The organism is Pseudomonas sp. Leaf129, assembly GCF_001423465.1.
In the GTDB taxonomy this organism is placed as follows: domain Bacteria; phylum Pseudomonadota; class Gammaproteobacteria; order Pseudomonadales; family Pseudomonadaceae; genus Aquipseudomonas; species Aquipseudomonas coleopterorum.
Genome location: NZ_LMOC01000009.1, coordinates 237943 through 259611, shown reverse-complemented (window position 1 = coordinate 259611; position 21669 = coordinate 237943). Strand labels below are relative to the sequence as shown.

At 63.4% G+C, this 21669-nt stretch carries 26 protein-coding genes; 13 read left to right on the top strand and 13 right to left on the bottom strand.

The window, feature by feature from the left end; genetic code table 11:
* Positions 1–87 precede the first annotated feature (87 nt).
* From ASF66_RS17560 to ASF66_RS17550, 3 genes are all read right to left on the bottom strand, one after another.
* Positions 88–1581: a YifB family Mg chelatase-like AAA ATPase gene (locus ASF66_RS17560; RefSeq protein ID WP_056844774.1), complete on the bottom strand. Its 1494-nt coding sequence runs from the start codon at positions 1579–1581 to the stop codon at positions 88–90.
* A gap of 204 nt (positions 1582–1785) precedes the next feature.
* Positions 1786–2703, bottom strand: a complete 918-nt coding sequence (locus tag ASF66_RS17555) for a LysR family transcriptional regulator (RefSeq protein WP_056844773.1) — start codon at positions 2701–2703, stop codon at positions 1786–1788.
* 98 nt (positions 2704–2801) lie between these two features.
* Positions 2802–3050, bottom strand: coding sequence for an accessory factor UbiK family protein (locus ASF66_RS17550; RefSeq protein WP_056844772.1), 249 nt, complete (start codon positions 3048–3050; stop codon positions 2802–2804).
* A 414-nt stretch (positions 3051–3464) separates the two neighbouring features.
* Between ASF66_RS17550 and glnK the strand changes: the two genes are divergently transcribed.
* The 4 genes from glnK to sutA all read left to right on the top strand — a co-directional run bounded on the left by glnK (position 3465) and on the right by sutA (position 6228).
* The gene (gene glnK / locus ASF66_RS17545; protein WP_002555808.1) at positions 3465–3803 is read left to right on the top strand and encodes a P-II family nitrogen regulator; all 339 of its coding nucleotides are present in this window, start codon (positions 3465–3467) and stop codon (positions 3801–3803) included.
* A gap of 40 nt (positions 3804–3843) precedes the next feature.
* Positions 3844–5178 (top strand): ammonium transporter, encoded by a 1335-nt coding sequence (locus ASF66_RS17540; protein ID WP_049860330.1) that lies wholly within the window; start codon positions 3844–3846, stop codon positions 5176–5178.
* Between the two features lie 201 nt (positions 5179–5379).
* Positions 5380–5805 (top strand): secondary thiamine-phosphate synthase enzyme YjbQ, encoded by a 426-nt coding sequence (locus ASF66_RS17535; RefSeq protein ID WP_056844771.1) that lies wholly within the window; start codon positions 5380–5382, stop codon positions 5803–5805.
* A gap of 99 nt (positions 5806–5904) precedes the next feature.
* Positions 5905–6228 carry a transcriptional regulator SutA gene (gene sutA / locus ASF66_RS17530; RefSeq protein WP_056844770.1) on the top strand — a complete coding sequence of 108 codons (324 nt, stop codon included), beginning with the start codon at positions 5905–5907 and terminating at the stop codon, positions 6226–6228.
* Positions 6229–6360: 132 nt separating this feature from the next.
* On the opposite strand, the gene ASF66_RS17525 is transcribed toward sutA, so the two are convergent.
* From ASF66_RS17525 to lptM, 6 genes are read right to left on the bottom strand one after another with little or no spacing between them, the layout of a single operon-like run.
* A complete protein-coding gene (locus ASF66_RS17525; protein ID WP_056844769.1) occupies positions 6361–7056 on the bottom strand; it encodes an HAD family hydrolase in 696 nt (231 codons plus the stop codon).
* On the bottom strand, positions 7053–7949 hold the full coding sequence (gene xerC / locus ASF66_RS17520) for a tyrosine recombinase XerC (protein WP_056844768.1): 897 nt from the start codon (positions 7947–7949) through the stop codon (positions 7053–7055). Before xerC ends, ASF66_RS17525 begins: the two co-directional genes overlap by 4 nt.
* A 1-nt stretch (position 7950) precedes the next feature.
* Entirely contained in the window at positions 7951–8658 is a 708-nt protein-coding gene (locus ASF66_RS17515) for a DUF484 family protein (RefSeq protein WP_049860326.1), read from the bottom strand.
* Positions 8659–8671: 13 nt separating this feature from the next.
* Entirely contained in the window at positions 8672–9502 is an 831-nt protein-coding gene (gene dapF, locus ASF66_RS17510; protein ID WP_056844767.1) for a diaminopimelate epimerase, read from the bottom strand.
* Between the two features lie 4 nt (positions 9503–9506).
* Positions 9507–10754, bottom strand: coding sequence for a diaminopimelate decarboxylase (gene lysA / locus ASF66_RS17505; RefSeq protein ID WP_049860324.1), 1248 nt, complete (start codon positions 10752–10754; stop codon positions 9507–9509).
* Positions 10755–10763: 9 nt separating this feature from the next.
* Complete coding sequence (lptM, locus tag ASF66_RS22195) at positions 10764–10913, bottom strand: LPS translocon maturation chaperone LptM (protein ID WP_043192229.1); 150 nt, start codon at positions 10911–10913, stop codon at positions 10764–10766.
* Positions 10914–11097: 184 nt separating this feature from the next.
* Here lptM and cyaY point away from each other — a divergent pair, with 184 nt between their 5' ends.
* Both cyaY and ASF66_RS17495 read left to right on the top strand, forming a co-directional pair.
* Positions 11098–11424, top strand: a complete 327-nt coding sequence (gene cyaY / locus ASF66_RS17500) for an iron donor protein CyaY (RefSeq protein ID WP_049860323.1) — start codon at positions 11098–11100, stop codon at positions 11422–11424.
* Entirely contained in the window at positions 11424–11666 is a 243-nt protein-coding gene (locus ASF66_RS17495) for a DUF1289 domain-containing protein (protein WP_049860322.1), read from the top strand. Before cyaY ends, ASF66_RS17495 begins: the two co-directional genes overlap by 1 nt.
* A gap of 12 nt (positions 11667–11678) precedes the next feature.
* On the opposite strand, the gene ASF66_RS17490 is transcribed toward ASF66_RS17495, so the two are convergent.
* The 3 genes from ASF66_RS17490 to argH all read right to left on the bottom strand — a co-directional run bounded on the left by ASF66_RS17490 (position 11679) and on the right by argH (position 13861).
* The gene (locus ASF66_RS17490; RefSeq protein ID WP_056844766.1) at positions 11679–11927 is read right to left on the bottom strand and encodes a TIGR02647 family protein; all 249 of its coding nucleotides are present in this window, start codon (positions 11925–11927) and stop codon (positions 11679–11681) included.
* 126 nt (positions 11928–12053) lie between these two features.
* Positions 12054–12332 carry a hypothetical protein gene (locus ASF66_RS17485; protein ID WP_049860320.1) on the bottom strand — a complete coding sequence of 93 codons (279 nt, stop codon included), beginning with the start codon at positions 12330–12332 and terminating at the stop codon, positions 12054–12056.
* Positions 12333–12466: 134 nt separating this feature from the next.
* Entirely contained in the window at positions 12467–13861 is a 1395-nt protein-coding gene (gene argH / locus ASF66_RS17480; RefSeq protein ID WP_056844765.1) for an argininosuccinate lyase, read from the bottom strand.
* 211 nt (positions 13862–14072) lie between these two features.
* Here argH and ASF66_RS17475 point away from each other — a divergent pair, with 211 nt between their 5' ends.
* The 7 genes from ASF66_RS17475 (at position 14073) to ASF66_RS17445 (ending at position 20869) form a co-directional block, all read left to right on the top strand.
* Complete coding sequence (locus tag ASF66_RS17475) at positions 14073–15140, top strand: sensor histidine kinase (protein ID WP_056844764.1); 1068 nt, start codon at positions 14073–14075, stop codon at positions 15138–15140.
* On the top strand, positions 15137–15883 hold the full coding sequence (locus ASF66_RS17470; RefSeq protein ID WP_056844763.1) for a LytR/AlgR family response regulator transcription factor: 747 nt from the start codon (positions 15137–15139) through the stop codon (positions 15881–15883). Before ASF66_RS17475 ends, ASF66_RS17470 begins: the two co-directional genes overlap by 4 nt.
* Positions 15884–15974: 91 nt before the next feature.
* Complete coding sequence (hemC, locus tag ASF66_RS17465; protein ID WP_056844762.1) at positions 15975–16916, top strand: hydroxymethylbilane synthase; 942 nt, start codon at positions 15975–15977, stop codon at positions 16914–16916.
* Positions 16913–17671, top strand: coding sequence for a uroporphyrinogen-III synthase (locus tag ASF66_RS17460; RefSeq protein WP_056844761.1), 759 nt, complete (start codon positions 16913–16915; stop codon positions 17669–17671). Before hemC ends, ASF66_RS17460 begins: the two co-directional genes overlap by 4 nt.
* Before the next feature lie 49 nt (positions 17672–17720).
* On the top strand, positions 17721–18857 hold the full coding sequence (locus tag ASF66_RS17455) for a uroporphyrinogen-III C-methyltransferase (protein WP_056844760.1): 1137 nt from the start codon (positions 17721–17723) through the stop codon (positions 18855–18857).
* The gene (locus ASF66_RS17450) at positions 18854–20110 is read left to right on the top strand and encodes a heme biosynthesis HemY N-terminal domain-containing protein (protein WP_056844759.1); all 1257 of its coding nucleotides are present in this window, start codon (positions 18854–18856) and stop codon (positions 20108–20110) included. Before ASF66_RS17455 ends, ASF66_RS17450 begins: the two co-directional genes overlap by 4 nt.
* A gap of 285 nt (positions 20111–20395) precedes the next feature.
* Positions 20396–20869, top strand: coding sequence for an Rsd/AlgQ family anti-sigma factor (locus ASF66_RS17445; protein WP_056844758.1), 474 nt, complete (start codon positions 20396–20398; stop codon positions 20867–20869).
* An 18-nt stretch (positions 20870–20887) separates the two neighbouring features.
* Here ASF66_RS17445 and ASF66_RS17440 read toward each other — a convergent pair whose 3' ends face one another.
* Positions 20888–21565: an FKBP-type peptidyl-prolyl cis-trans isomerase gene (locus ASF66_RS17440; RefSeq protein ID WP_056844757.1), complete on the bottom strand. Its 678-nt coding sequence runs from the start codon at positions 21563–21565 to the stop codon at positions 20888–20890.
* Between the last annotated feature and the right edge of the window lie 104 nt (positions 21566–21669).

Below are 21669 nucleotides of genomic sequence, written 5' to 3'. Positions count from 1 at the left end.
CGGTGCAAGCCGCGTCGGCGGTATCCCCGATTGGCCTGCTGAAACGCAATCATGCTTCTGGCTCCACTGCACATCTCCCGCCACGGCTCACTGCGCCGAAGGCCGATACTGCAACGCTTCCGCAACATGCGCCCGCTCGATATCTTTCGCCTGCTCGAGATCCGCCAGCGTACGAGCCACCTTCAACAACCGATGCGCCGCCCGCAGCGACAGCGTCAACCGCTCACACGCGGTTTCCAACCAGCGCTCGTCCTCGGACGACAACCTGCAATGCTCGCGTAATCCCGGCAGATCGAGAAACGCGTTGGCACAACCCTGACGCCGATTCTGCAACTCACGCGCCTCGGCCACCTTGGTGGCGGCACTGGCTGTGTTTTCCCCCGCCTGTGGCTCATGACTCAGGGCCGTTGCCTCCCGCGCCACCGTGAGATGCAGATCGATCCGATCCAGCAACGGCCCGGACAGCTTGTTGCGGTACCGCTGGATCTGATCGCTGCCGCACTGGCATTTACCGCTGGGGTCACCCAGATACCCGCAGGGGCACGGATTCATCGCCGCCACCAACTGAAACCGCGCAGGAAAACGAATCTTGTCCCGCGCCCGCGCAATCACGATCTCGCCGCTCTCCAAGGGTTCGCGCAAGACCTCCAGCACCTTCCTGTCGAACTCCGGCAATTCATCGAGAAACAGCACGCCGTGGTGCGCCAGGGTGATTTCCCCTGGCTGCGGCCGACTACCGCCGCCCACCAGCGCCGCACCCGATGCCGAATGATGGGGATGCCGAAAGGGCCGCTGCGGCCAATTCTTCAGCGGCACATAGCTGGCTACCGACTGAATGGCCGCTACCTCCAGCGCTTCGCGTTCGTCCAGCGGCGGCAGCAATCCGGGCAATCGACTGGCGAGCAAGGTCTTGCCCGTTCCCGGTGGGCCACTGAACAACAGGTTGTGCGCGCCAGCGGCGGCCACCAGCAACGCGCGCTTGGCCGCGACCTGACCCTGCACCTCGCTCAGGTCCGGATAAGGCTTGCTCACCAGCAGCAGCCCATTGGCATTGAAGGGACTGATCGGGTCGCGCCCATTGAAGTGACTGACCAGCTGCATCAGATCATCCGCGGCAATCACCGTCAGGTTCGAGGCCAGCGCCGCCTCTTCGGCGTTATCCCTGGGCACGATCAGCGTGCGTCCCGCTTCGCGAGCGGCAAGGGCAGCGGGCAACACACCTTGCACCGGCCGCACGGCACCCGAAAGCGCCAGCTCGCCGAGGCACTCCACGTGATCCAGGGTGATCGCCGGAATCTGGCCACTGCCCGCCAGGATTCCCAGCGCAATGGCCAGATCGAACCGCCCGCCGTCTTTCGGAAGATCCGCCGGCGCCAGGTTCAACGTGATCCGCCGCGCCGGAAACTCAAGCCCCGAATTGAGGATCGCGCTGCGCACCCGATCCTTGCTCTCCTTGACCGATGCCTCCGGCAACCCCACCAGGGTCAGCGCCGGCAGCCCATTGGCCAGATGCGCCTCGACCGTGACCGCAGGCGCACCCACACCCACCTGAGCCCGGCTGTGAACGATAGCGAGAGACATGCGTGCTCCATGCGTTGAAAGAGGAACCGCTTCCTGCGGTAGTGGTGCGAGGGTAGTGGATGGGGAAGGGGGCGCCAGTGCGGAAATGATTCACGGTGCTACGGGTGGCAGCAGCAGGCTGGTCATGGTTTCCAGACACTGCTGTTCAGCGACGTGCCCACGACCAGGGCGGGCTTGTAAGATGGGTGACAATTTGTTGCGACCCTACACCACCCCACCCCGATCCCCCATGAACGCCTCCAACCGCGACCGCAACCACCGCTCCGCCGGGTCCGTATCGGTGATGCTCAACCACACCATCGACAAATCCAGGGTAGGCGCATCGAACGGCAGCGGTTCGTCGAACAGATTGCCATGGGCGGCCATGGCGGTTGCGGCGTAGTCGGGCAGGCCGGCGAGCAGGTCGGTGCCGGCGAGCAGGGCGGGGAGGGAGCTGAATTGGGGCACCGACAGTACCACCTGGCGTGTGCGACCGATTTCCTGCAGCCATTCGTCCGCAATACCGCTGGTGTGCGCGGTGGGCGACACCAGCACGTGGGGGCGTGAGCAGTATTCGTCCAGGCTCAGCGGTGTGGCGGACTTGTCGGCGCGCAGTACGCGCGGGCGCATGCGGCGCAGCAGTTTGCGCTTGGCGTTGGCCGGCAGGCCGCGGGTCTGGCTGATGCCCACGGTGATGTCGCCGGACGCGAGCAGGTCGGGGATGCGCCAGTAATCCACATGCTGCACCACGATCACCACCTTTGGCGCCTCGGTGCGCAAGGCGCGCAGCACTTGCGGCAGCAGGCCGAACTCGACGTCGTCGGAGAGCCCGATGCGGAAGGTCATGGTGCTCACGGTCGGGTCGAAATCATGAGTCAGGCTCAGCGCGACGGACATGGCGTCCAGCGCGGGCGAGAGGTGCCGGATGATTTCCTCGGCGCGCGCGGTGGGCTCCATACGATGGCCGATGCGGATGAACAAAGGGTCGTTGAACAGGGCGCGCAGCCGGTTCAGCGCCGAGCTGACGGTGGGTTGGCCGAGGAACAGCTTTTCCGCGACGCGGGTGACGTTGCGCTCGAGCATGAGCGCTTCGAACACCACCATCAGGTTGATATCGGCCTTGCGCAGCTCGTTGCGGTTCATCGAAGCACGTCCCTGCTGTTCAATGGCATGTTCAATGGCAATGCCTGGGAGTGACGCAAAGCGGTGCAGTCGCCCCAGCGACGTGCTGCACCTTGAAGTCAGTCGGCCTTGGCTTCCATCTCGGCGACTTTGGCTTCCAGGCTCTCCAACCGCGCACGGGTACGCGCCAGGACGACCATCTGGCTATCGAATTCTTCGCGACTGACCAGGTCCAGCTTGCTGAAACCGGACTGCAGCAAGGCCTTGAACTGGCTTTCGAGTTCGGCGCGCGGCTGCGCGGTATCGCCGCTGAACAGGCGGGATGCGTGGTCGCTCAGGGCGTCGAGAAAAGCTTTGGGCGCAAGCATGGGAAATATCCTGAGGCAGAGTGGGTTGCAGTGTATCACGCAGCCCCATGCTGAAAAGCAGGCCGGCTGCGCACGGTTTTCGAGCACGAGCGTGCCCATGGCTGCACCCTTGTTGTGCACCTGCTGGCGCGACCTGCTCGCGCAGTCGCACAAAAGCCGGGCAGGGCGGCGAAATCACGCGGTTTGCGTGACATGGCAAGCTTTCTGCTTAGAGCCAAGTGACCCAGGCACTGATGGACTCGCCGTGACGAGAGCAGTGCTGAGCTTCGCAGGATGTGTTTCGTCAGGAGCAGTTTATCTGGTGTCGGTCCGGGGCTGCGGGGTCGACGATGCGTTACAAAGCCAGGCACTGCGCTTAGACTTGATCCGGGTTTGTTTTCCTGGGGCAAGTCCACCAATTCGGGAGAGAGTTTCATGAAGCTAGTCACTGCCATCATCAAGCCATTCAAGCTGGACGACGTCCGCGAGTCGTTGTCGGAAATCGGCGTGCAGGGCATCACCGTAACCGAAGTCAAGGGTTTCGGTCGGCAGAAAGGCCACACCGAGCTGTATCGCGGCGCGGAGTACGTGGTCGACTTCCTGCCCAAGGTCAAGATCGACGTTGCCATCGACGACAAGGATCTGGATCGCGTCATCGAAGCCATCACCAAGGCCGCCAACACCGGCAAGATCGGCGACGGCAAGATTTTCGTGGTCAATCTGGAACAGGCGATTCGCATCCGTACCGGCGAAACCGATACCGACGCAATCTAAAAAAAAGCCGACACAACCCAACGCCCCAGGAGTAAACAATATGACTCTGCGTCAATTCGCAGGGCTAGGAGCCCTGTTGTCCCTCGCAATGCCTGGCCTTGCCTTGGCGGACGAGGCGGCAGCCCCCGTTCTCAACTCCGGCGATACCGCCTGGATGTTGACCTCGACCGCCCTCGTGCTGTTCATGACCATTCCTGGCCTGGCGTTGTTCTACGGCGGCATGGTGCGCTCCAAGAACGTGCTTTCGGTGATGATGCAGTGTTTTGCCATCACCGGCCTGATCAGCATTCTGTGGATGGTCTACGGCTACAGCCTGGCCTTCGACACGACCGGCATGGAACAAGGCGTCGTCAACTTCAATTCCTTCGTCGGCGGCCTGTCCAAGGCGTTCCTCAGTGGCGTCACCCCAAGCAGCATCACCGGCCCTGCAGCGCTCTTCCCCGAAGCGGTGTTCATCACCTTCCAGATGACCTTCGCCATTATCACCCCGGCGCTGATCGTCGGCGCCTTCGCCGAGCGCATGAAGTTCTCCGCGATGCTGATCTTCATGGCCATCTGGTTCACCCTGGTCTATGCACCGATCGCGCACATGGTCTGGTCCGGCAACGGCGGCTTGATGTGGGACTGGGGCGTGCTGGACTTCGCCGGCGGCACCGTGGTGCACATCAACGCCGGTGTGGCGGGTCTGGTTGCCTGCATCGTGCTGGGCAAGCGCAAGGGCTACCCAACCACGCCGATGGCGCCTCATAACCTGGGCTACACCCTGATCGGCGCAGCCATGCTGTGGGTCGGCTGGTTCGGCTTCAACGCCGGTTCCGCCGCTGCCGCCAACGGCACCGCCGGCATGGCGATGCTGGTGACCCAGATCGCAACCGCCGCCGCTGCACTGGGCTGGATGTTCGCCGAGTGGCTGACCCACGGCAAGCCAAGCGCGCTGGGTATCGCTTCGGGCGTGGTCGCTGGCCTGGTTGCCATCACCCCGGCTGCCGGCACCGTCGGCCCGATGGGCGCCCTGGTGATCGGCCTGGCGGCGGGTGTCATCTGCTTCCTCTGCGCCACTACGCTCAAGCGCAAGATGGGCTACGACGACTCCCTGGACGCCTTCGGTGTACACGGTATCGGTGGCATCGTCGGTGCCATCCTGACCGGCGTGTTCGCCGCTCCCGCACTGGGTGGTTTCGGCACCGTCGAAGACATCGGCGCGCAGGTCTGGATCCAGCTCAAGGGTGTCGGTTTCACCGTGGTCTACACCGCGATCGTGACCTACGTCATCCTCAAGGTTCTGGATGCGGTGATGGGTCTGCGAGTCAACGAGGAAGAAGAGGCCGTGGGCCTTGACCTCGCGCAACACAACGAGCGCGGCTACAACTTGTAACCGTTCGGAAAAAAATGCCCGGCTTGCCGGGCATTTTTTTGCCTGCGATTTGTCATCTGCTTCAGTCCCTGCGGGTTTGCCGCCGGGGCGGCCCTTTGCCGTAGCGATCGAGGACGGCGGCTCACTGCAAAACAGTCACGAACAGGCTCTTTGCTTTTTCCCAGAGCGCGCTAGAATGCGCCCCGAACGGACGAGAACGGTATGTGGCAGCAGACCCTCATCACCTTGCGAGCCAGGCCTCGCGGGTTTCATCTGGTGACCGACGAGTTGCTTGCACAGCTGCCGCGCCTGCGCGAATGCCGCACGGGCCTGCTGCACTTGTGGCTGCAACACACCTCGGCGTCGTTGACCGTCAACGAAAACGCCGATCCGGCCGTTCGCCAGGATTTCGAGCGCTTCTTCAACCGTCTGGTGCCACAGGGCTCGGACGGTTTTGAACACAACGACGAAGGCCCCGATGACCTGCCTGCGCACTTCAAGGCCAGCTTGCTGGGCTGCCAGGTGACCGTTCCGGTTACCTCGGGAAGGCTGGCGACAGGTACCTGGCAAGGTATTTATTTGGGCGAGCATCGCGATCATGGCGGCGCGCGTCGGGTCCTTGCCACGCTGTATGGCGAGGACGCTTGACCGCTGGTTATCAGTGGATGTGAATTTTTTCCGGCAGCCGTCGACATAAGGTAAAGCTGGGCTATAAATAATCTGCTTTCGCAAGTCATGAGGTAGAACATGAGCGACGATGATCTGGAAAACGACGACCTCGAAGTAGGCGAAGAAGACGATACCGAGGAAACCCTCGAGGCCGCTGCCGAAGACGTGGCGGACGACGAAGGTGGCGACACGCCCGCACCCGCTGCCAAAGGTAAGGCCAAGGCGTCGGTGTCGGTGGACGAACTGCCGAGTATCGAAGCCAAGAACAAAGAGCGCGATGCGCTGGCGCGGGCGATGGAAGAATTTCTTTCGCGCGGCGGCAAGGTGCAGGAAGTCGAGCCCAATGTGGTGGCCGATCCACCCAAGAAGCCCGACAACAAGTACGGCAGCCGTCCTATCTGACGGTCTGCTGCGCTTGGCGCGCTGACGAAAAAGCCCGCGGTCGCTGCGGGCTTTTTTGTGGGCGTGAGGTGGGCAGTTCGGGCCTCTTCGCGGGCAGAGGGCTCGCCGCCCGCCCCGCTCCCACGGCGGTGACTAGGCTAGCTGGGTTAGCAACGCGGGCAGTTCGGCAAGGCTGGCCACTTCGGCGTCGGGTTTGCCTTCGGCGGTCCATGGCTTGCCCTGCGGGTTGTACCAGATGGCCTTCATGCCTGCCTTCTGCGCGCCGGCGATATCATCACCCGGATGATCGCCGATGTGCACCGATTCATGAGCGCTTGCGCCGCCCAGGCGCATGGCCTCCAGAAAAGGCCGTGAATCCGGCTTGCCCACACCCAGGTCTTCAGCGCACAGCGCGAAGGTGAAGAAGTCGGCCAGGCCCAGCCGGCGCACATCGGCGTTGCCATTGGTGACCACGCCCAGGGTGTAGCGCTGACAGAGGATTTCAAGGGTCGGCTGGGCCTCCGGGAAGATTTCCACCTGATGCCGGGCATGCAGGAATACCTCGAAGGCCTTGTCGGCCAACGGCTCGGCTTCGTCTTCCGGGTAGCCGGCTTCCTGCATGGCGTGCAGCAGTACGCGGCGGCGCAGCGCACTGATGCGATGCTTGAGCGAAGGATCGGCGTCGACCAGGCGTTGGCGGATCTTGAACAGGTGTTCCACCGGCACCGGTCCCAGCTTCGGCGCCTGATCGGCGAGCCAGTCACGCAGGATGGCCTCGGCGCTGACGATCACCGGGGCGGTGTCCCACAGGGTGTCGTCGAGGTCGAAGGTGATCAGCTTGATGCTCATGAGTCGCCGCCTTTGCGTTTGGCCCGTGGATGGGCACTGTCATAGACACTGGCCAGGTGCTGAAAGTCCAGGTGGGTATAGATCTGCGTGGTGGCGATGTCGGCGTGGCCGAGCATTTCCTGCACGGCGCGCAGGTCCTGGGAAGACTCCAGCAAGTGGCTGGCGAACGAGTGACGCAACATGTGCGGGTGCAGGTTCTGCCCCAGCTCGCGCTCGCCGGCGGCCTTGACCCGCACCTGGATGGCGCGCGGTCCGAGACGTCGGCCCTGCTGACTGACGAACACCGCGTCGTCGATCGGATTGCTCATCGGGCGCATGGACAGCCACTGCTCCAGGGCCGCGCGCGCTTTGCGCCCTACAGGCAGCACGCGGGTCTTGCTGCCCTTGCCATGCACTTGCACCAGCCCATCGGCGAGGTCGAGCTGGCCCAGGTCGAGGCTGGTCAGCTCTGACAACCGCAGGCCCGAGGAGTAGAACAGTTCGAGAATGGCCTGATCGCGGTGAGCCAGAAAATCATCTTCCACCGCTCCTTCGAGCAGCTGCAGGGCCCGATCGGTGTCCAGTGTCTTGGGCAGGCGCCGTTCGCCTTTGGGCGGGGCCAGGCCATTGGCCGGGTCATGGCTGCACAGGCCTTCGCGATTGAGGTAGCGGTACAGGCCGCGCACTGCCGAAAGCAGCCGCGCCAGGCTGCGCGACGATTGTCCCTGCTGATGCTGGCGCGCGATCAGGCGCCGCAACTGCTGGATGTCCAATGCCTGCCAACTGGCCAGGCCTTCCTTCTCGCAGAACTCGACGACTTTCGTCAGGTCGCGCCGATAGGCATCCAGGGTATGCACCGACACCTGGCGCTCACTGCGCAGGTGCGTGCAGTAGGCGTCCAGCTGTTCACGCACTTCAGCGCACCGAGCGCAAGGCGCCGGTGTAACGCGGCAATACCCGGCTGAGCACTTCGCCGATGTGGCTGAGGAACAGCGTGCCCACCGAGCTTTTGTAGTGCGCAGGGTCGCGGCTGCCAATGGCCAGCACGCCGTGCAGCCCTTGGTGCAGCAACGGCACCAGCGCGGTCGAGCCGACCTGCGAGGCCTGATCGCTGCCGAACAGGAACGCCAGTTCGTGTTCGCGCAATGCGCCACTGAGCGACTTGCCCTCCGACAACAGGCCGCCGATGGCTTGCTGGGCTTCGCCGCTGGTCACGCTGCGACCCACCGGGGCAGGGATGTCGTTGAACAGGATGAGGCTGACGAACGGCACCTGGAAATCTTCGCGCAGGCTGTCCTCGACGCTGATCACCAACTCATCCAGGGACGTGGCATCGAGCATGGCCAGAATCAGTCGTCGAGTCTTCTCGAACAGGCGGTCATTGTCGCGGGCAACTTCCATCAGGTGCGAAAGACGCTGGCGCATCTCGCCGTTGCGCTCGCGCAGCAGGGTCATCTGCCGCTCCACCAGCGACACCGTATCACCGCGTTGGTGGGGCAGGCGCAGTTGGGTCAGCAGTTCTTCATGCTGCTCGAAGAAGGCCGGGTTGGCGGCGAGAAACTCGGCCACGGCCGAAGCCTCCAGGAGCTCCGCAGGCGCGGGTACTTGAGGCTGATCGGTCATTGGCTGTACTCGCTCATAAACGCACTTGTCCTTCGAAGACCCGCACCGCAGGGCCGGTCATGATCACCGAATGGCCTGGACCGGTCCATTCGATGGACAGGCGGCCGCCCGGCAGATCGAGCAGCAGCGGGGAGTCCATCCAGCCCTGGCTGATGGCCGCGACTGCAGCGGCGCACGCGCCGGTACCACAGGCCTGGGTTTCACCGGCGCCACGCTCCCAGACACGCAGCTGGGCGCGGGTGCGATCGACGACGTGCAGAAAGCCCACGTTCACTCGTGCCGGAAAGCGCGGATGATGTTCGATCTTCGGCCCCAGCGTGTGCACCGGTGCGTTGTTGATGTCGTCCACGCGCAGCACCGCATGGGGGTTGCCCATGGACAGCGCGGCGATCTCGACGCTCTGGCCATCGACCGACAGCGCATAGTTATGCGCCTGGGCGTCAGCCTGGAACGGAATATCGGCCGGCAGCATGCGCGGCGGGCCCATGTCGACGCTGATCTGGCCATCGCTGCGAACGTCCAGGGTAATGATGCCGCCCTTGGTTTCCACGCGAATGATCTTCTTGGCCGTCAGGCGCTTGTCCAGCACGAAGCGGGCGAAGCAGCGCGCGCCGTTGCCGCACTGTTCCACTTCGGAGCCGTCGGAATTGAAGATGCGGTAGCGGAAGTCGACGTCCGGATTGCTCGGCGCTTCGACCAGCAGCAGTTGATCGAAGCCGATGCCGGTATGGCGATCGCCCCATTGCTTGGCATGCTTGGGCAGGATGTGGGCATGCTGGCTGACCAGGTCCAGCACCATGAAGTCGTTGCCCAGGCCATGCATCTTGGTAAAACGCAGTAGCATGGGATTACTCCGGCAACAGGCTTTCGCCGGCGAAAAGCTCAGCCACGGTTTCGCGGCGGCGGACTTCGAACGCTTGGTCGCCATCGACCAGCACCTCGGCACAACGACCGCGCGTGTTGTAGTTCGAGCTCATGACGAAACCGTACGCGCCGGCCGAATGCACCGCCAGCAGGTCGCCTTCGGCCAGCACCAGCTCGCGATCCTTGGCCAGGAAATCACCGGTTTCGCAGATCGGCCCGACGATGTCGTAGGCGCGCGCCTGACCTTCACGCGGCTTGACCGGGGTGACGTTCATCCACGCCTGGTACAGGGCCGGGCGGATCAGGTCGTTCATGGCCGCATCGACGATGGCGAAATCCTTGTGCTCGGTGTGCTTGAGGTATTCGATCTGGGTCAACAGCACCCCGGCATTGGCCACGATGAAGCGCCCCGGCTCGAACACCAGGGTCAGCTCGCGGCCGTCCAGGCGCTCGCGCACGGCCTTGATGTAGTCGGCCACCAGTGGCGGCTGTTCTTCGCTGTAGCGCACGCCCAGGCCACCGCCCAGGTCGATGTGGCGCAGGTAAATGCCGCAATCGCCCAGGCGATCGACCAGATCGAGCAGACGGTCCAGTGCGTCGAGAAACGGCGCCAGGGTGGTCAGCTGCGAGCCGATGTGGCAGTCCACGCCCACCACGTCGAGGTTGGGCAGTTGCGCGGCACGCACATAGACGTCTTCGGCAGCCGCGATGTCGATGCCGAACTTGTTCTCTTTCAGACCGGTGGAAATGTACGGATGGGTGCCCGCGTCGACATCCGGATTGACCCGCAGCGACACTGGAGCCCGCACGCCCAGCTCGGCGGCCACTTCCTGCAGGCGCTCCAGTTCGTCAGTGGATTCGACGTTGAAGCAATGCACGCCCACTTCCAGGGCGCGGCGCATGTCGGCGCGGGTCTTGCCGACGCCGGAAAACACCACGCGATCGGCGCGCCCGCCAGCGGCCAGCACCCGCTCCAGTTCGCCGCCCGAAACGATGTCGAAACCGGCGCCCAGACGCGCCAGGACATTGAGCACGGCCAGGTTGGAGTTGGCCTTCACGGCGAAGCAGACCAGCGAGGAGGTGCCCTGCAGGGCATCGGCGTAGGCGTTGTACTGCGCCTCGATGTGGGCGCGCGAGTAGACGTACGTCGGCGTGCCGAAGCGCTGGGCCACGGCAGACAGCGCTACGCCTTCGGCGAACAGTTCACCGTCGCGGCGTTGAAAAGCGTCCATGGTGTTCCCTTAGTAATGCTTGTGCGGTTGCGACGACTTGGCTTGGTCTTCGGGGGATTTGCTGTCATCGGGCAAGTACAGCGGGCCCTTTTGACCGCAGGCGGACACCAGGCAGGCAACGGCGACGAGCGCGGCCAGGGAAGAGATCAGGCGCTTCATGGCGAAATCCTTTGTATAAGCAGTAATTGCGCCCGAGTATACCCAGCGCCCGGCATGGTGGCTATGCAGGTGGCCTGCCAGCAGTGCCATCGATCCAGACGGGTGCATTATGCTTTGCATAAACCGCTGGCTGCTCGTATCTTGCCGCCCGTAGCGCGCACAGACACTTTCCGAGGTTCCTGCAATGAGTTTGACCGAAGCCCGTTTCCACGACCTGGTCGATGCCACCCAGCAGGCGCTGGAGGAGTTGCTCGAAGACCACGCCGACGACATCGAGATTTCCGCCGGCATGATGACCATCAAGTTCGACAACGGCAGCCAGCTGATCATCAGCCGCCAGGAGCCGCTGCGCCAGCTGTGGCTCGCCGCACGCTCCGGTGGCTATCACTTCGACTACGACGAAGAGTCGGGCCAGTGGAGCTGCGAGAAATCCGAGGAGCTGCTGGGCGAAGTATTGGCCCGGGCCGTCAAGGAGCAAGCCGGCGTCGAGCTGGACTTCGAAGAGATCTGATGATTGTGAGCCAGCCTGCACGCGCGCCCAAGCCTCTCTACAGCAATGTCAGCCCCTCGGTACAGTCACCCTGCGTGAGCTTGTGCCGACTGGACGAAGAGCGGGTCTGTCAGGGGTGTTTCCGCCACGTCGAGGACATCAGGGCCTGGCGCTCGGCCGATGACGACACTCGGCGCGAAATCATCGCGGCTGCCGAGCAGCGCCGGTTGCAGGCGCTGGCGGCGCCTGCGGACGATCGATAAAGCCTCTGCCGCTCAGGCAGGTTCGGCCACCGTCAGGATGGTCAGCAACGACTGCGCATGCTCGGCCGCTTCATGGCCCAGGCTGGTCAGGTAGCCGCCGTCCGGCTTGCTGATCAGTTCCTTGTCATGCAGGCGAGTGGCGGCTGCGATGGCCGCGGGCGACGCGGTGTGGTGGATTTTCAGACCTTCCATGGTGTTGCCGAGGTTGAACAGGGCAAGGATTTCCAGCTCGGCAACCAGTTCCGGGGTGTAGGACGACATAGGCGCTCCCGACTTTCTTATGGAATGAACGACAGCGCCGAATGGCGCCGTGCGCTGTACCCCTGATGCGGTGGCAGCGGGGTTTTTCCAGTGTAGTCAGCCCTGGGCGAACGCGCCTGTGCGGCGTCAGACTTTTTCCGGTGGCAGCTCGGGCAGGGCGCGCAGGGCGGCTTCGTACCAGGCGGTGTCGAAGGGCCGGTCCTGCTCCAGGATGGCGTCGATCTCGATCGCCAACACATGAGCCATCATGTTGAGGATGTCCTCGCGCTCGTAACCGACCAGGGTCAGCTTGTTGAACGTGGCCTTGGCAGCCGGCGGGTTGTCGCTTTCGATCTGGTTCTCGATGGCCTGGGTGAGGGTGGCCTCGGCGAACGCTTCGTCTTCGTCTATCAGGTTGTCGCTCATGGCATGTTCTCGATGGGGTCAATGTCGGATTCTGTGGGGCGCCCTTCGCGGGCATAGACCCGCTCCCACAGGATGTTCAACACCTACTGTGGGAGCGGGTCTCTGCCCGCGAAGAGGCCGGACCTGCCGGGCGCCTAGCGAGCCGCCAGCAATTCCCGGCCACGAGCCACGGCTGCACGTACCTGAGCCGGCGCGGTGCCGCCGATGTGATCGCGGGCGTTGACCGAGCCTTCCAGGGTCAATACCTCGAACACATCCGCTTCGATCTGATCGCTGAACTGGCGCAACTCTTCCAGGCTCATTTCCGCCAGGTCCTTGCCGGTGTCCACACCGTGCTTCACCGCATGCCCGACGATCTCGTGGCAATCGCGGAACGGCAGGCCACGGCGCACCAGGTAATCGGCCAGATCGGTGGCCGTAGAGAAGCCACGCAGCGCGGCTTCGCGCATCATGGCGTGCTTGGGCTTGATTGCCGGGATCATGTCGGCAAAGGCCCGCAGTGAGTCGCGCAGGGTATCGGCGGCGTCGAACAAGGGCTCCTTGTCTTCCTGATTGTCCTTGTTGTAGGCCAACGGCTGACCCTTCATCAAGGTCAGCAGGCCCATCAACGAACCGAACACCCGGCCACTCTTGCCACGCACCAGTTCCGGCACATCGGGGTTCTTCTTCTGCGGCATGATCGAGCTGCCGGTGCAGAAACGGTCGGGCAGGTCGATGAACTGGAACTGCGCGCTGGTCCACAGCACCAGCTCTTCGGAAAACCGCGACAGGTGCATCATGGTGATGCTCGCCGCAGCGCAGAATTCGATGGCGAAATCACGGTCCGACACGCCGTCCAGCGAGTTGCCACCGACGCCTTCGAAGCCCAGCAACTGGCAAGTCAGTTCGCGGTCGATCGGGTAGGTGGTGCCGGCTAGCGCAGCGCTGCCCAGAGGCATGCGGTTGGTGCGCTTGCGGCAATCGACCAGGCGTTCATGGTCGCGGCTGAGCATTTCGAACCAGGCCAGCAGGTGATGCCCGAAGGTCACCGGCTGGGCCGTCTGCAGGTGGGTGAAGCCCGGCATGATGGTGTCGGCTTCGCGCTCGGCCTGCTCCAGCAGGCCTTGCTGCAGGCGGGTGATTTCGCTCAGGATCAGGTCGATTTCGTCACGCAGCCACAGGCGAATGTCGGTGGCCACCTGGTCGTTGCGGCTGCGCCCGGTGTGCAGTTTCTTGCCGGTCACGCCGATGCGATCGGTCAGGCGCGCCTCGATGTTCATGTGCACGTCTTCGAGGTCCACGCGCCAGTCGAACTGGCCAGCCTCGATTTCCTGCTCGATGGTGCGCAGGCCGTCGACGATGGTGTCGCGCTCCGCGTCAGTGAGCACGCCGACCTTGGCCAGCATGGTGGCGTGGGCGATCGAGCCCATGATGTCATGGCGGTAGAGGCGCTGGTCGAAGTCGACCGATGCGGTGAAGCGGGCGACGAAGGCGTCGACGGGTTCACTGAAGCGGCCGCCCCAGGACTGGTTGGTCTTGTCAGTGCTCATGAATAGGCTCGTGCAAGGCGTGAACGGGAAATTGCCGCGATAATAACAAATGCGGCCTGGGTCTGTTGGCGGCATAGTGCAGATGTCTATTGTCTGCGTTGAGCTCTTCGCGGCCGCTGACCGCTCCTACACGTGATCTGCGCGGATTCCTGTGGGAGCGGTGAGCGGCCGCGAACAGGCTTGATACCTTAGCCAGAGCCAGGAACCCCCCATGTTCAGCAAGCCGTCGAACCCTCCCGAGCCGGACTTTTTCCTGCCCGAGCTCTGCCTGCCCCAGGCCCTGCTGATGCTGATCGTACTGGCGCAGTTGCTGGTGTTCGTGCTGGTGCTGGCCGAGCCCATGAATCCGGGCTTCAACTGGGTGCGCCTGGCGCTGACGTCGCTGTTCGTGCAGTGGATCGTCCTGCTCACGGCGGGCCTGCTCTGTACCCTGCGCCCCTGGCTGGCGCGGCTGCGCCCAGGCATGGCAGGTAGCCTGTGCTGCGCATTGGTGGTGGGGCTGACCCTGACAGGCACAGCGGTGATCGACTATTTCCAGTTGGGCGGGCTCGACACGCCGACCGTGGAGGTCAACCGATACCTGCGTCATGCCCTCATCGGGCTGATCATGTCGGCACTGCTGCTGCGTTACTTCTACTTGCAGAGCCAGTGGCGGCGCCAGCAGCAGGCTGAACTGCAGTCGCGCATCCAGGCCTTGCAGGCGCGCATTCGTCCGCACTTCCTGTTCAACAGCCTGAACAGCATCGCCAGCCTGGTGGTCAGCGATCCGGTGAAGGCCGAGCAGGCGGTGCTCAACCTGTCCGACCTGTTCCGCGCCAGTCTCGCCCAGCCCAACAGCCTGGTCATGTGGCGGGACGAAGTTGAATTGGCCAAACGTTATTTATCGATTGAGCAATATCGTCTCGGCGAGCGTCTACAGTTGCACTGGAGGATCGAAACAATCCCGGATGATCTGCCGATCCCTCAACTAACCTTGCAACCATTGTTGGAAAATGCGCTGGTACATGGCATCGCCCCTTTGATTTCGGGTGGGGTGGTCAGCGTGGAGGCCGACTATAAAGGGGGAGAGTTCATATTGACCATCAGCAATCCCTACCAAGAAGCCGCCGCGGGGCACGCCTCGGGCGGAACCCAGCAGGCACTGGCGAACATTGGCGCTCGACTTGCGGCACTTTTCGGTCCGCGCGCAAGTCTTAGCGTGAATCGCCGTGACGGTCGTCACTTCACTTGTCTACGTTATCCATGTGCGAGACTCACGCAGGAATCCAGCGCTATATGAATGTCCTGATCGTTGATGACGAACCCCTTGCCCGCGAGCGCCTGAGCCGATTGGTTGGCGAGCTCGAGGGCTATCATGTGCTCGAACCCGGTGCCAGCAATGGTGAAGAAGCCCTGAGCATGATCGACGCGCAGAAGCCCGATGTGGTCCTGCTCGACATTCGCATGCCTGGCCTGGACGGGCTGCAAGTCGCCGCCAAGCTGTGCGAGCGCGACACGCCTCCAGCGGTGGTGTTCTGCACCGCCCATGACGAGTTCGCCCTGGACGCATTCCAGGTCAGCGCCGTGGGTTATCTGGTCAAGCCGGTGCGCTCCGAACACCTGCTCGAAGCACTGAAAAAGGCTGAAAAGCCCAACCGTGTGCAGTTGGCTGCACTGACTCGTCCTGCTGCCGAGGCCGGTACCGGTCCGCGCAGCCACATCAGTGCGCGAACCCGTAAAGGCATCGAGCTGATTCCACTGGACCAGGTGATCTACTTCATCGCCGACCACAAGTACGTGACCCTGCGCCACGAGGGCGGCGAAGTGCTGCTCGACGAGCCGCTCAAGGCACTGGAAGACGAGTTCGGCGATCGTTTCGTGCGCATTCACCGCAATGCTTTGGTGGCCCGCGAGCGCATCGAGCGACTGCAACGCACACCGTTGGGCCACTTTCAGCTCTACCTGAAAGGCCTCAACGGTGACGCGCTGATCGTCAGCCGACGCCATGTCGCCGGCGTGCGCAAGATGATGCAGCACCTCTAGGGCTCCAGTGGCCGCGCCCAGTCTGGCTGACTGGGCGCGGCCTGCCGCACAGCTGGTATCATCGTCCGCTAATCTTCATACGGATCGATTCATGCCCATTCGCGAAATCCGCATCGCCACCCGTAAAAGTGCCCTTGCCCTGTGGCAGGCCGAGTACGTCAAGGCTCGACTGGAGCAGGCCCATCCCGGTCTTCAGGTCAGTCTGGTCCCGATGGTCAGTCGCGGCGACAAGCTGCTCGATTCGCCCTTGTCGAAGATCGGCGGCAAGGGGCTGTTCGTCAAAGAACTGGAAAACGCCTTGCTCGAAGGTACGGCAGACATCGCCGTGCATTCGATGAAAGACGTACCGATGGACTTTCCCGAAGGGCTGGGTCTGTACTGCATCTGCGAACGGGAAGACCCTCGCGATGCCTTCGTATCCAATGCCTGGGACAGCCTGGAAGCATTGCCGCCCGGCAGTGTCGTCGGCACTTCCAGCCTGCGTCGTCAAACCCAACTGCTGGCGCGCCGCCCCGACTTGCAGATCCGCTTCTTGCGGGGCAACGTCAACACCCGGTTGGCCAAACTCGATGCCGGTGAATACGATGCGATCATCCTCGCCGCCGCCGGCCTGATCCGCTTAGGCTTCGAAAATCGCATCACCACCAGCATCAGCGTCGAGGATAGCCTGCCTGCAGGCGGCCAGGGCGCGGTCGGTATCGAATGCAGGACGGACGACAGCGAGATCCATGCGCTGCTGGGGCCGTTGCATCATCGCGATACCGAATTCCGCGTCAGCGCCGAGCGTGCCCTGAACAAGCACCTCAACGGTGGCTGCCAGGTGCCCATCGCCTGCTATGCGGTGCTCGAAGGCGAACAGATCTGGCTTCGTGGCCTGGTGGGCGATCCAGCCGGGCAGCGTTTGCTGCATGCCCAGGCACGGGCACCACTGGCCGATGCGCAACAGCTGGGCGTACAGGTGGCCGAGGCGTTGCTGGCGCAGGGCGCCGACGACATCCTGCGTGCGGTGTACGGCGAGGCAGGTCATCCTTGAGCCCTTGGCGAGTGTTGCTGACACGGCCCACCGACGAGTGCGCGCAGCAAACTCAGGCGCTGCGCAAAGAGGGTGTGTTCGCAGCAAGCTTGCCGCTTCTGGCAATCGAGCCTCTGCCGTCGAGTGATAGCCAGCGGCAAATGCTGGCCAACCTTGGTCAATACGACGCAGTGATCGTGGTCAGCAAACCCGCCGCGCGCCTGGCACTGCAGCAAGCACCTGCCAGCCTTGGCCAGACTGCCTGGTTCAGCGTCGGCGCTGGCACGGCGGCCATTCTCGAAGAGCGCGGGCTGCACGTGACGTATCCTGAAACAGGAGACGATAGCGAAGCCCTGCTGAATCTGGCCCAATTGCGCACCGCTTTGAGCGGTCCTCAGCCTCGGGTGCTGATCATTCGTGGCGAGGGCGGACGCGAGGCGCTGGCCGAACACTTGCGCGACCAAGGCGCAGCGGTGGAGTATCTGCAACTGTATCGACGCAGCATTCCGGTCTACCCGCCGGGTACGCTGGCGACCCGTATAGAATCGGAACGCTTGAACGCCGTGGTGGTCAGCAGTGGGCAGGGTTTTCAACACTTGCACCAGTTGGCAGGTGAGCAGTGGCCGGCGATCCGCGCCCTGCCACTGTTTGTGCCCAGCCCGCGGGTGGCGGCGCTGGCGCGTGACGCTGGCGCTTTGAATGTTGTGGATTGCCGAGGTGCCAGCACTTCGGCGTTGCTGGCGGCGCTGCACACGCAGACCGCACCCAGATCGTAAGGCGCGACCGCCAGCCTGGCGGGCGCGCCCCAATGCAAAGGATGGACACGTGAGCGAAACAGCCTTGCCCAAAGACGAGACGCAGAGCGCCCCGAAGGCGCCTTTCGAACAGCCAGCCGCCGTGCCGCCTCAGCGCTCGGCCAATGGCAATGGCTTGGCGATCATCGCGCTGCTGCTGGCCGCCGCTGGCCTCGCTGCCGCGGGTTGGGGCGTGTGGCAGGTGCGCACGCTCACCGCCGGTCATCAGCAGCAGTCGCGGGTGATCGAAGGGCTCGCCACGCAGACGCTGACCCTGGAGCACAACGAACGGCAACTCAGCGCCGACCTGGCGCAGTTGCCTGATGCCAACGAACTGGAAGATCGCCGCCGTCTGGTCGCGCAGTTGCAGGGCGACCAGCAGCGTCTGAGCCAACGCCTGGAAACCGTGCTGGGTGCCAGCCGCAAGGACTGGCGCCTGGCCGAGGCCGAGCATCTGCTGCGCCTGGCCAGCCTGCGTCTGTCTGCGCTGCAGGATGTCACCAGCGCCAAGGCACTGGTGCAGGGCGCCGATGAAATCCTGCGCGAGCAGGATGACCCACAAGCCTTCGCCGCCCGCGAACAATTGACCCGTAGCCTGGCGTCGCTGCAAGGCACAACCCAGCCCGACCGCACCGGCTTGTTCCTGCAGTTGAGCGCACTGCGCGAGCAGGCAACGCAGTTGACGGCCCTGGCCCCGGAATTCCAGGCCGCCGCCGACGCCGCGCAAGGCACTTCGCCTGAAGGGGAAACCCGCTGGCGTCAGTGGTGGAACAAGATTTCCGGGTTCTTCCGCGTCGACTTCAACCCCGATGACAGCATCCGTCCGTTGCTGGCCGGGCAAAGCCTGAACCAGGTTCGCCTGGCCCTGAGCCTTGCACTGGAACAGGCGCAATGGGCCGCGCTCAACGGTCAGGGCAAGGTCTATACCCAAGCGCTGGACGACGCACGCGGCATTCTGATCGCAGGGTTCAATCGCGAAAACGGCCCCACCCAGGCCATGATCGAACAGCTGACCGCACTCAAGAGCCAGCCGGTGTCGGTCACCACACCTGATCTGGATGCCAGCCTGAATGCCATCCAGGCCTACCTGCAACGCCGCCATACACCGGTCGAAGGCCTGCAGAAATCGACCGAAGCCACGCCAGGCGCTGCGGAGAGCCAACCATGAAACGGTTCTACGTGATCCTGTTTCTGGTGATCGCCGCCATGGTCGGGCTCGGCTTGGCCGTGGCCAAGCACCCAGGCTACGTGCTGATCGACTACCCCCATGTGATGCGCTACGAATCCGGCCTGTGGACCACGTTGCTGGCCTTGCTGGTGCTGGTGCTGCTGGTATTCATCATCTATCTGCTGATCAGCGTGGTGGTTACATCCGGTCGCGTGGTCAATCCGTGGTCGGGCCGCAACCGCAGTCGTCGCGTGCAGGCTGCCATCGAAAAGGGCCAGTTGGACCTGGCCGAAGGACGCTGGGCCAGCGCTCAGAAGCACCTGCAGCACGCCGCTGAACACGAACGTCAGCCCCTGCTGTATTACCTGGGCGCAGCCCGCGCAGCCAACGAGCTGGGTCGCTACGAAGACAGCGACAGCCTGCTCGAACAGGCCTTGGCACGTCAGCCACAAGCCGAACTGGCGATTGCCTTGAGCCATGCCCAGCTGCAGAGCGATCGCGGCGACAGCGACGGCTCCCTGCAAACCCTGCAGGCCATGCACGAGCGTCATCCGCGCAACGTGCAGGTGTTGCGTCAATTGCAACGCGTGCATCAGCAACGTGGAGACTGGGCTGCCGTGGTGAAGCTACTGCCACAACTGCGCAAGGACAAAGCCTTGCCAGCGGCCGAGCTGGCCGAACTGGAACGACGTGCCTGGGGCGAGAACCTCAGCGTGGCCGCGCATGTATCGGCACCGGATCAAGGTCAGGGCGAAGCGGGCCTGACTGCACTCGAGCGCGCATGGCAGGCGCTGAGTTCGGCGCAGCGTCAGGAGCCTGCATTGGTCCTTGCCTATGCCGAGCAGTTGCGGCAGGTAGGTGCGCAGACCCAGGCCGAAGAGGTCCTGCGTACCGCGCAGAAGCGTCAATACGACACGCACCTGGCTCGCCTGTACGGCCTGGTCATCGGCAACGATCCGGCGCGCCAACTGCAGACCGCCGAAGGTTGGCTCAAGCAGCACACCGATGACGCCGGGCTGTTGCTGACACTCGGCCGCCTGTGTCTGCAGAACCGTCTGTGGGGCAAGGCACGCGATTACCTGGAAAGCAGCCTGCGTCTGCAGCGCAGCCCGGAAACCTGTGCGGAGCTGGCCCGCCTGCTGGCCCAGCTCGGCGATACCGAGCGCAGCAACCTGCTGTTCCAGGAAGGTCTCGGGCTGCTCGACGAGCGCCTGTTGGCCGCGCCGCTGCCGACCACGGTTCGCCCGCTCTGAAGCCCGTTTCGGCCTGAGTGCTCAGGCTGATGCGCTCCTGTTCCACCACTTGATCGTGGAACAGGGGCGAGGCCCGCAAATCCGGCATTCGTTCCGGTATTGCCACGATTAAACACTTGTATGAACTTTATCCGATGCGTACCTTGATGCCACTGGCGCACGGGCATAATCTCCCCCTGCACGTACATCGACATTCGCCATCACAGGCGGCGAATCGGTCCGAGCCCTGCTTCCTGTGATACAGGAGTGCGACGCCGGGCATGACCCACAAGGGAAGCACTCATCATGTTGGAAAGCTGCAAGAATGCCCAGGAACGCTGGGGCGGAGTTCACCTGCTGATCGATCGCTGGCTGCAGGAACGCAACGAGCTGATCAAGGCCTTCGATGCACTGGGCGACACACCTCAGGCGCTGGTCGAGGATCGCAAGAGGCTTCAGGATTTCTGCGGTTTGCTGGTCGACTACACCTCGGCAGGCCATTTCGAGATCTACGAGCAACTGACCGACGAAGCCAAGGCATTCAACGACAAGCGTGGTCTGGAGCTGGCCGAGACGATCTGGCCACGCATCGACGAGATCACCCAGAAAGCCCTCGACTTCAACGACTACTGCGACAAGGGCGACTGCTCCGATGCCGCCGTCATCCTGGAAAAGCTCAAGGAGCTGGGGCGCTTGCTGCACGAACGCTTCGAGCTCGAAGATTGCCTGATCGAAGTGCTGCACAACGCCCACAAGGAAGAATCCGTCGCTCAGGCGTGATGGGCGTCAGACGCGGCCCTATGGGGCCGTGGCCAACAGTTGGATATCAAAAGTGAGTGGCGTGTAGGGGGGAATCAGATCCCCTGCGCCCTCGGCACCATAGGCGTGGGCAGAGGCAATCACCACGCGCCATTTCGCACCCGTAGGCATCTGCTGCAGTGCCGTACGCCAGCCTTCGATGACGCTGTTCAAGCGAAACCACTGCGGCTGTTTGCTTTGGTCGAACACACTGCCGTCAGGCAACCTCCCCATGTATTGAACCTGCACGCGCCCATCGGCCGTGGCAGGGCTGCCTGCCCCCGGTTCGATTACAGTTATCAGCACCCCGTCCGAGATCTCCCGCACACCAGCCTTGGCCCGCTCGCCGGCCATGAAGCGACGTTCGGCCGCCTGCGCCTTTTCCGTGTCCGGGCCGGTGTCAGCCTTGTCCGTCTGCGCCTGGTATTGAGCCAGCAGCTGGCCCATGCGCTCATCGCTCAAGGCGAGCGGCTCCTGCCGGTAGGCTTGCTGCAAGCCCTTGACCAAGGCGTCCAGTTGAAGGCCGGGGGCATCCTGACGCAGGCGTTCGCCCAAGCTGGCACCCACACTGTAGGCCAGGTCGTGGCCATCATTCGGTGTACCCTGCGCAGCGTGCGCTTGCGACCACACCAGCGACAACGGCACCAAGGACAACGACAGCAGCAGGCGAGACAACATGGGGGTTCTCCAGAACAAGACAGACCGAGCATCGAGCGATTATGCCACCGAGTGCGCAACGGGGGCTGGCAGGTACGGTCAACATGTTCTGGCGGCCCTACGGT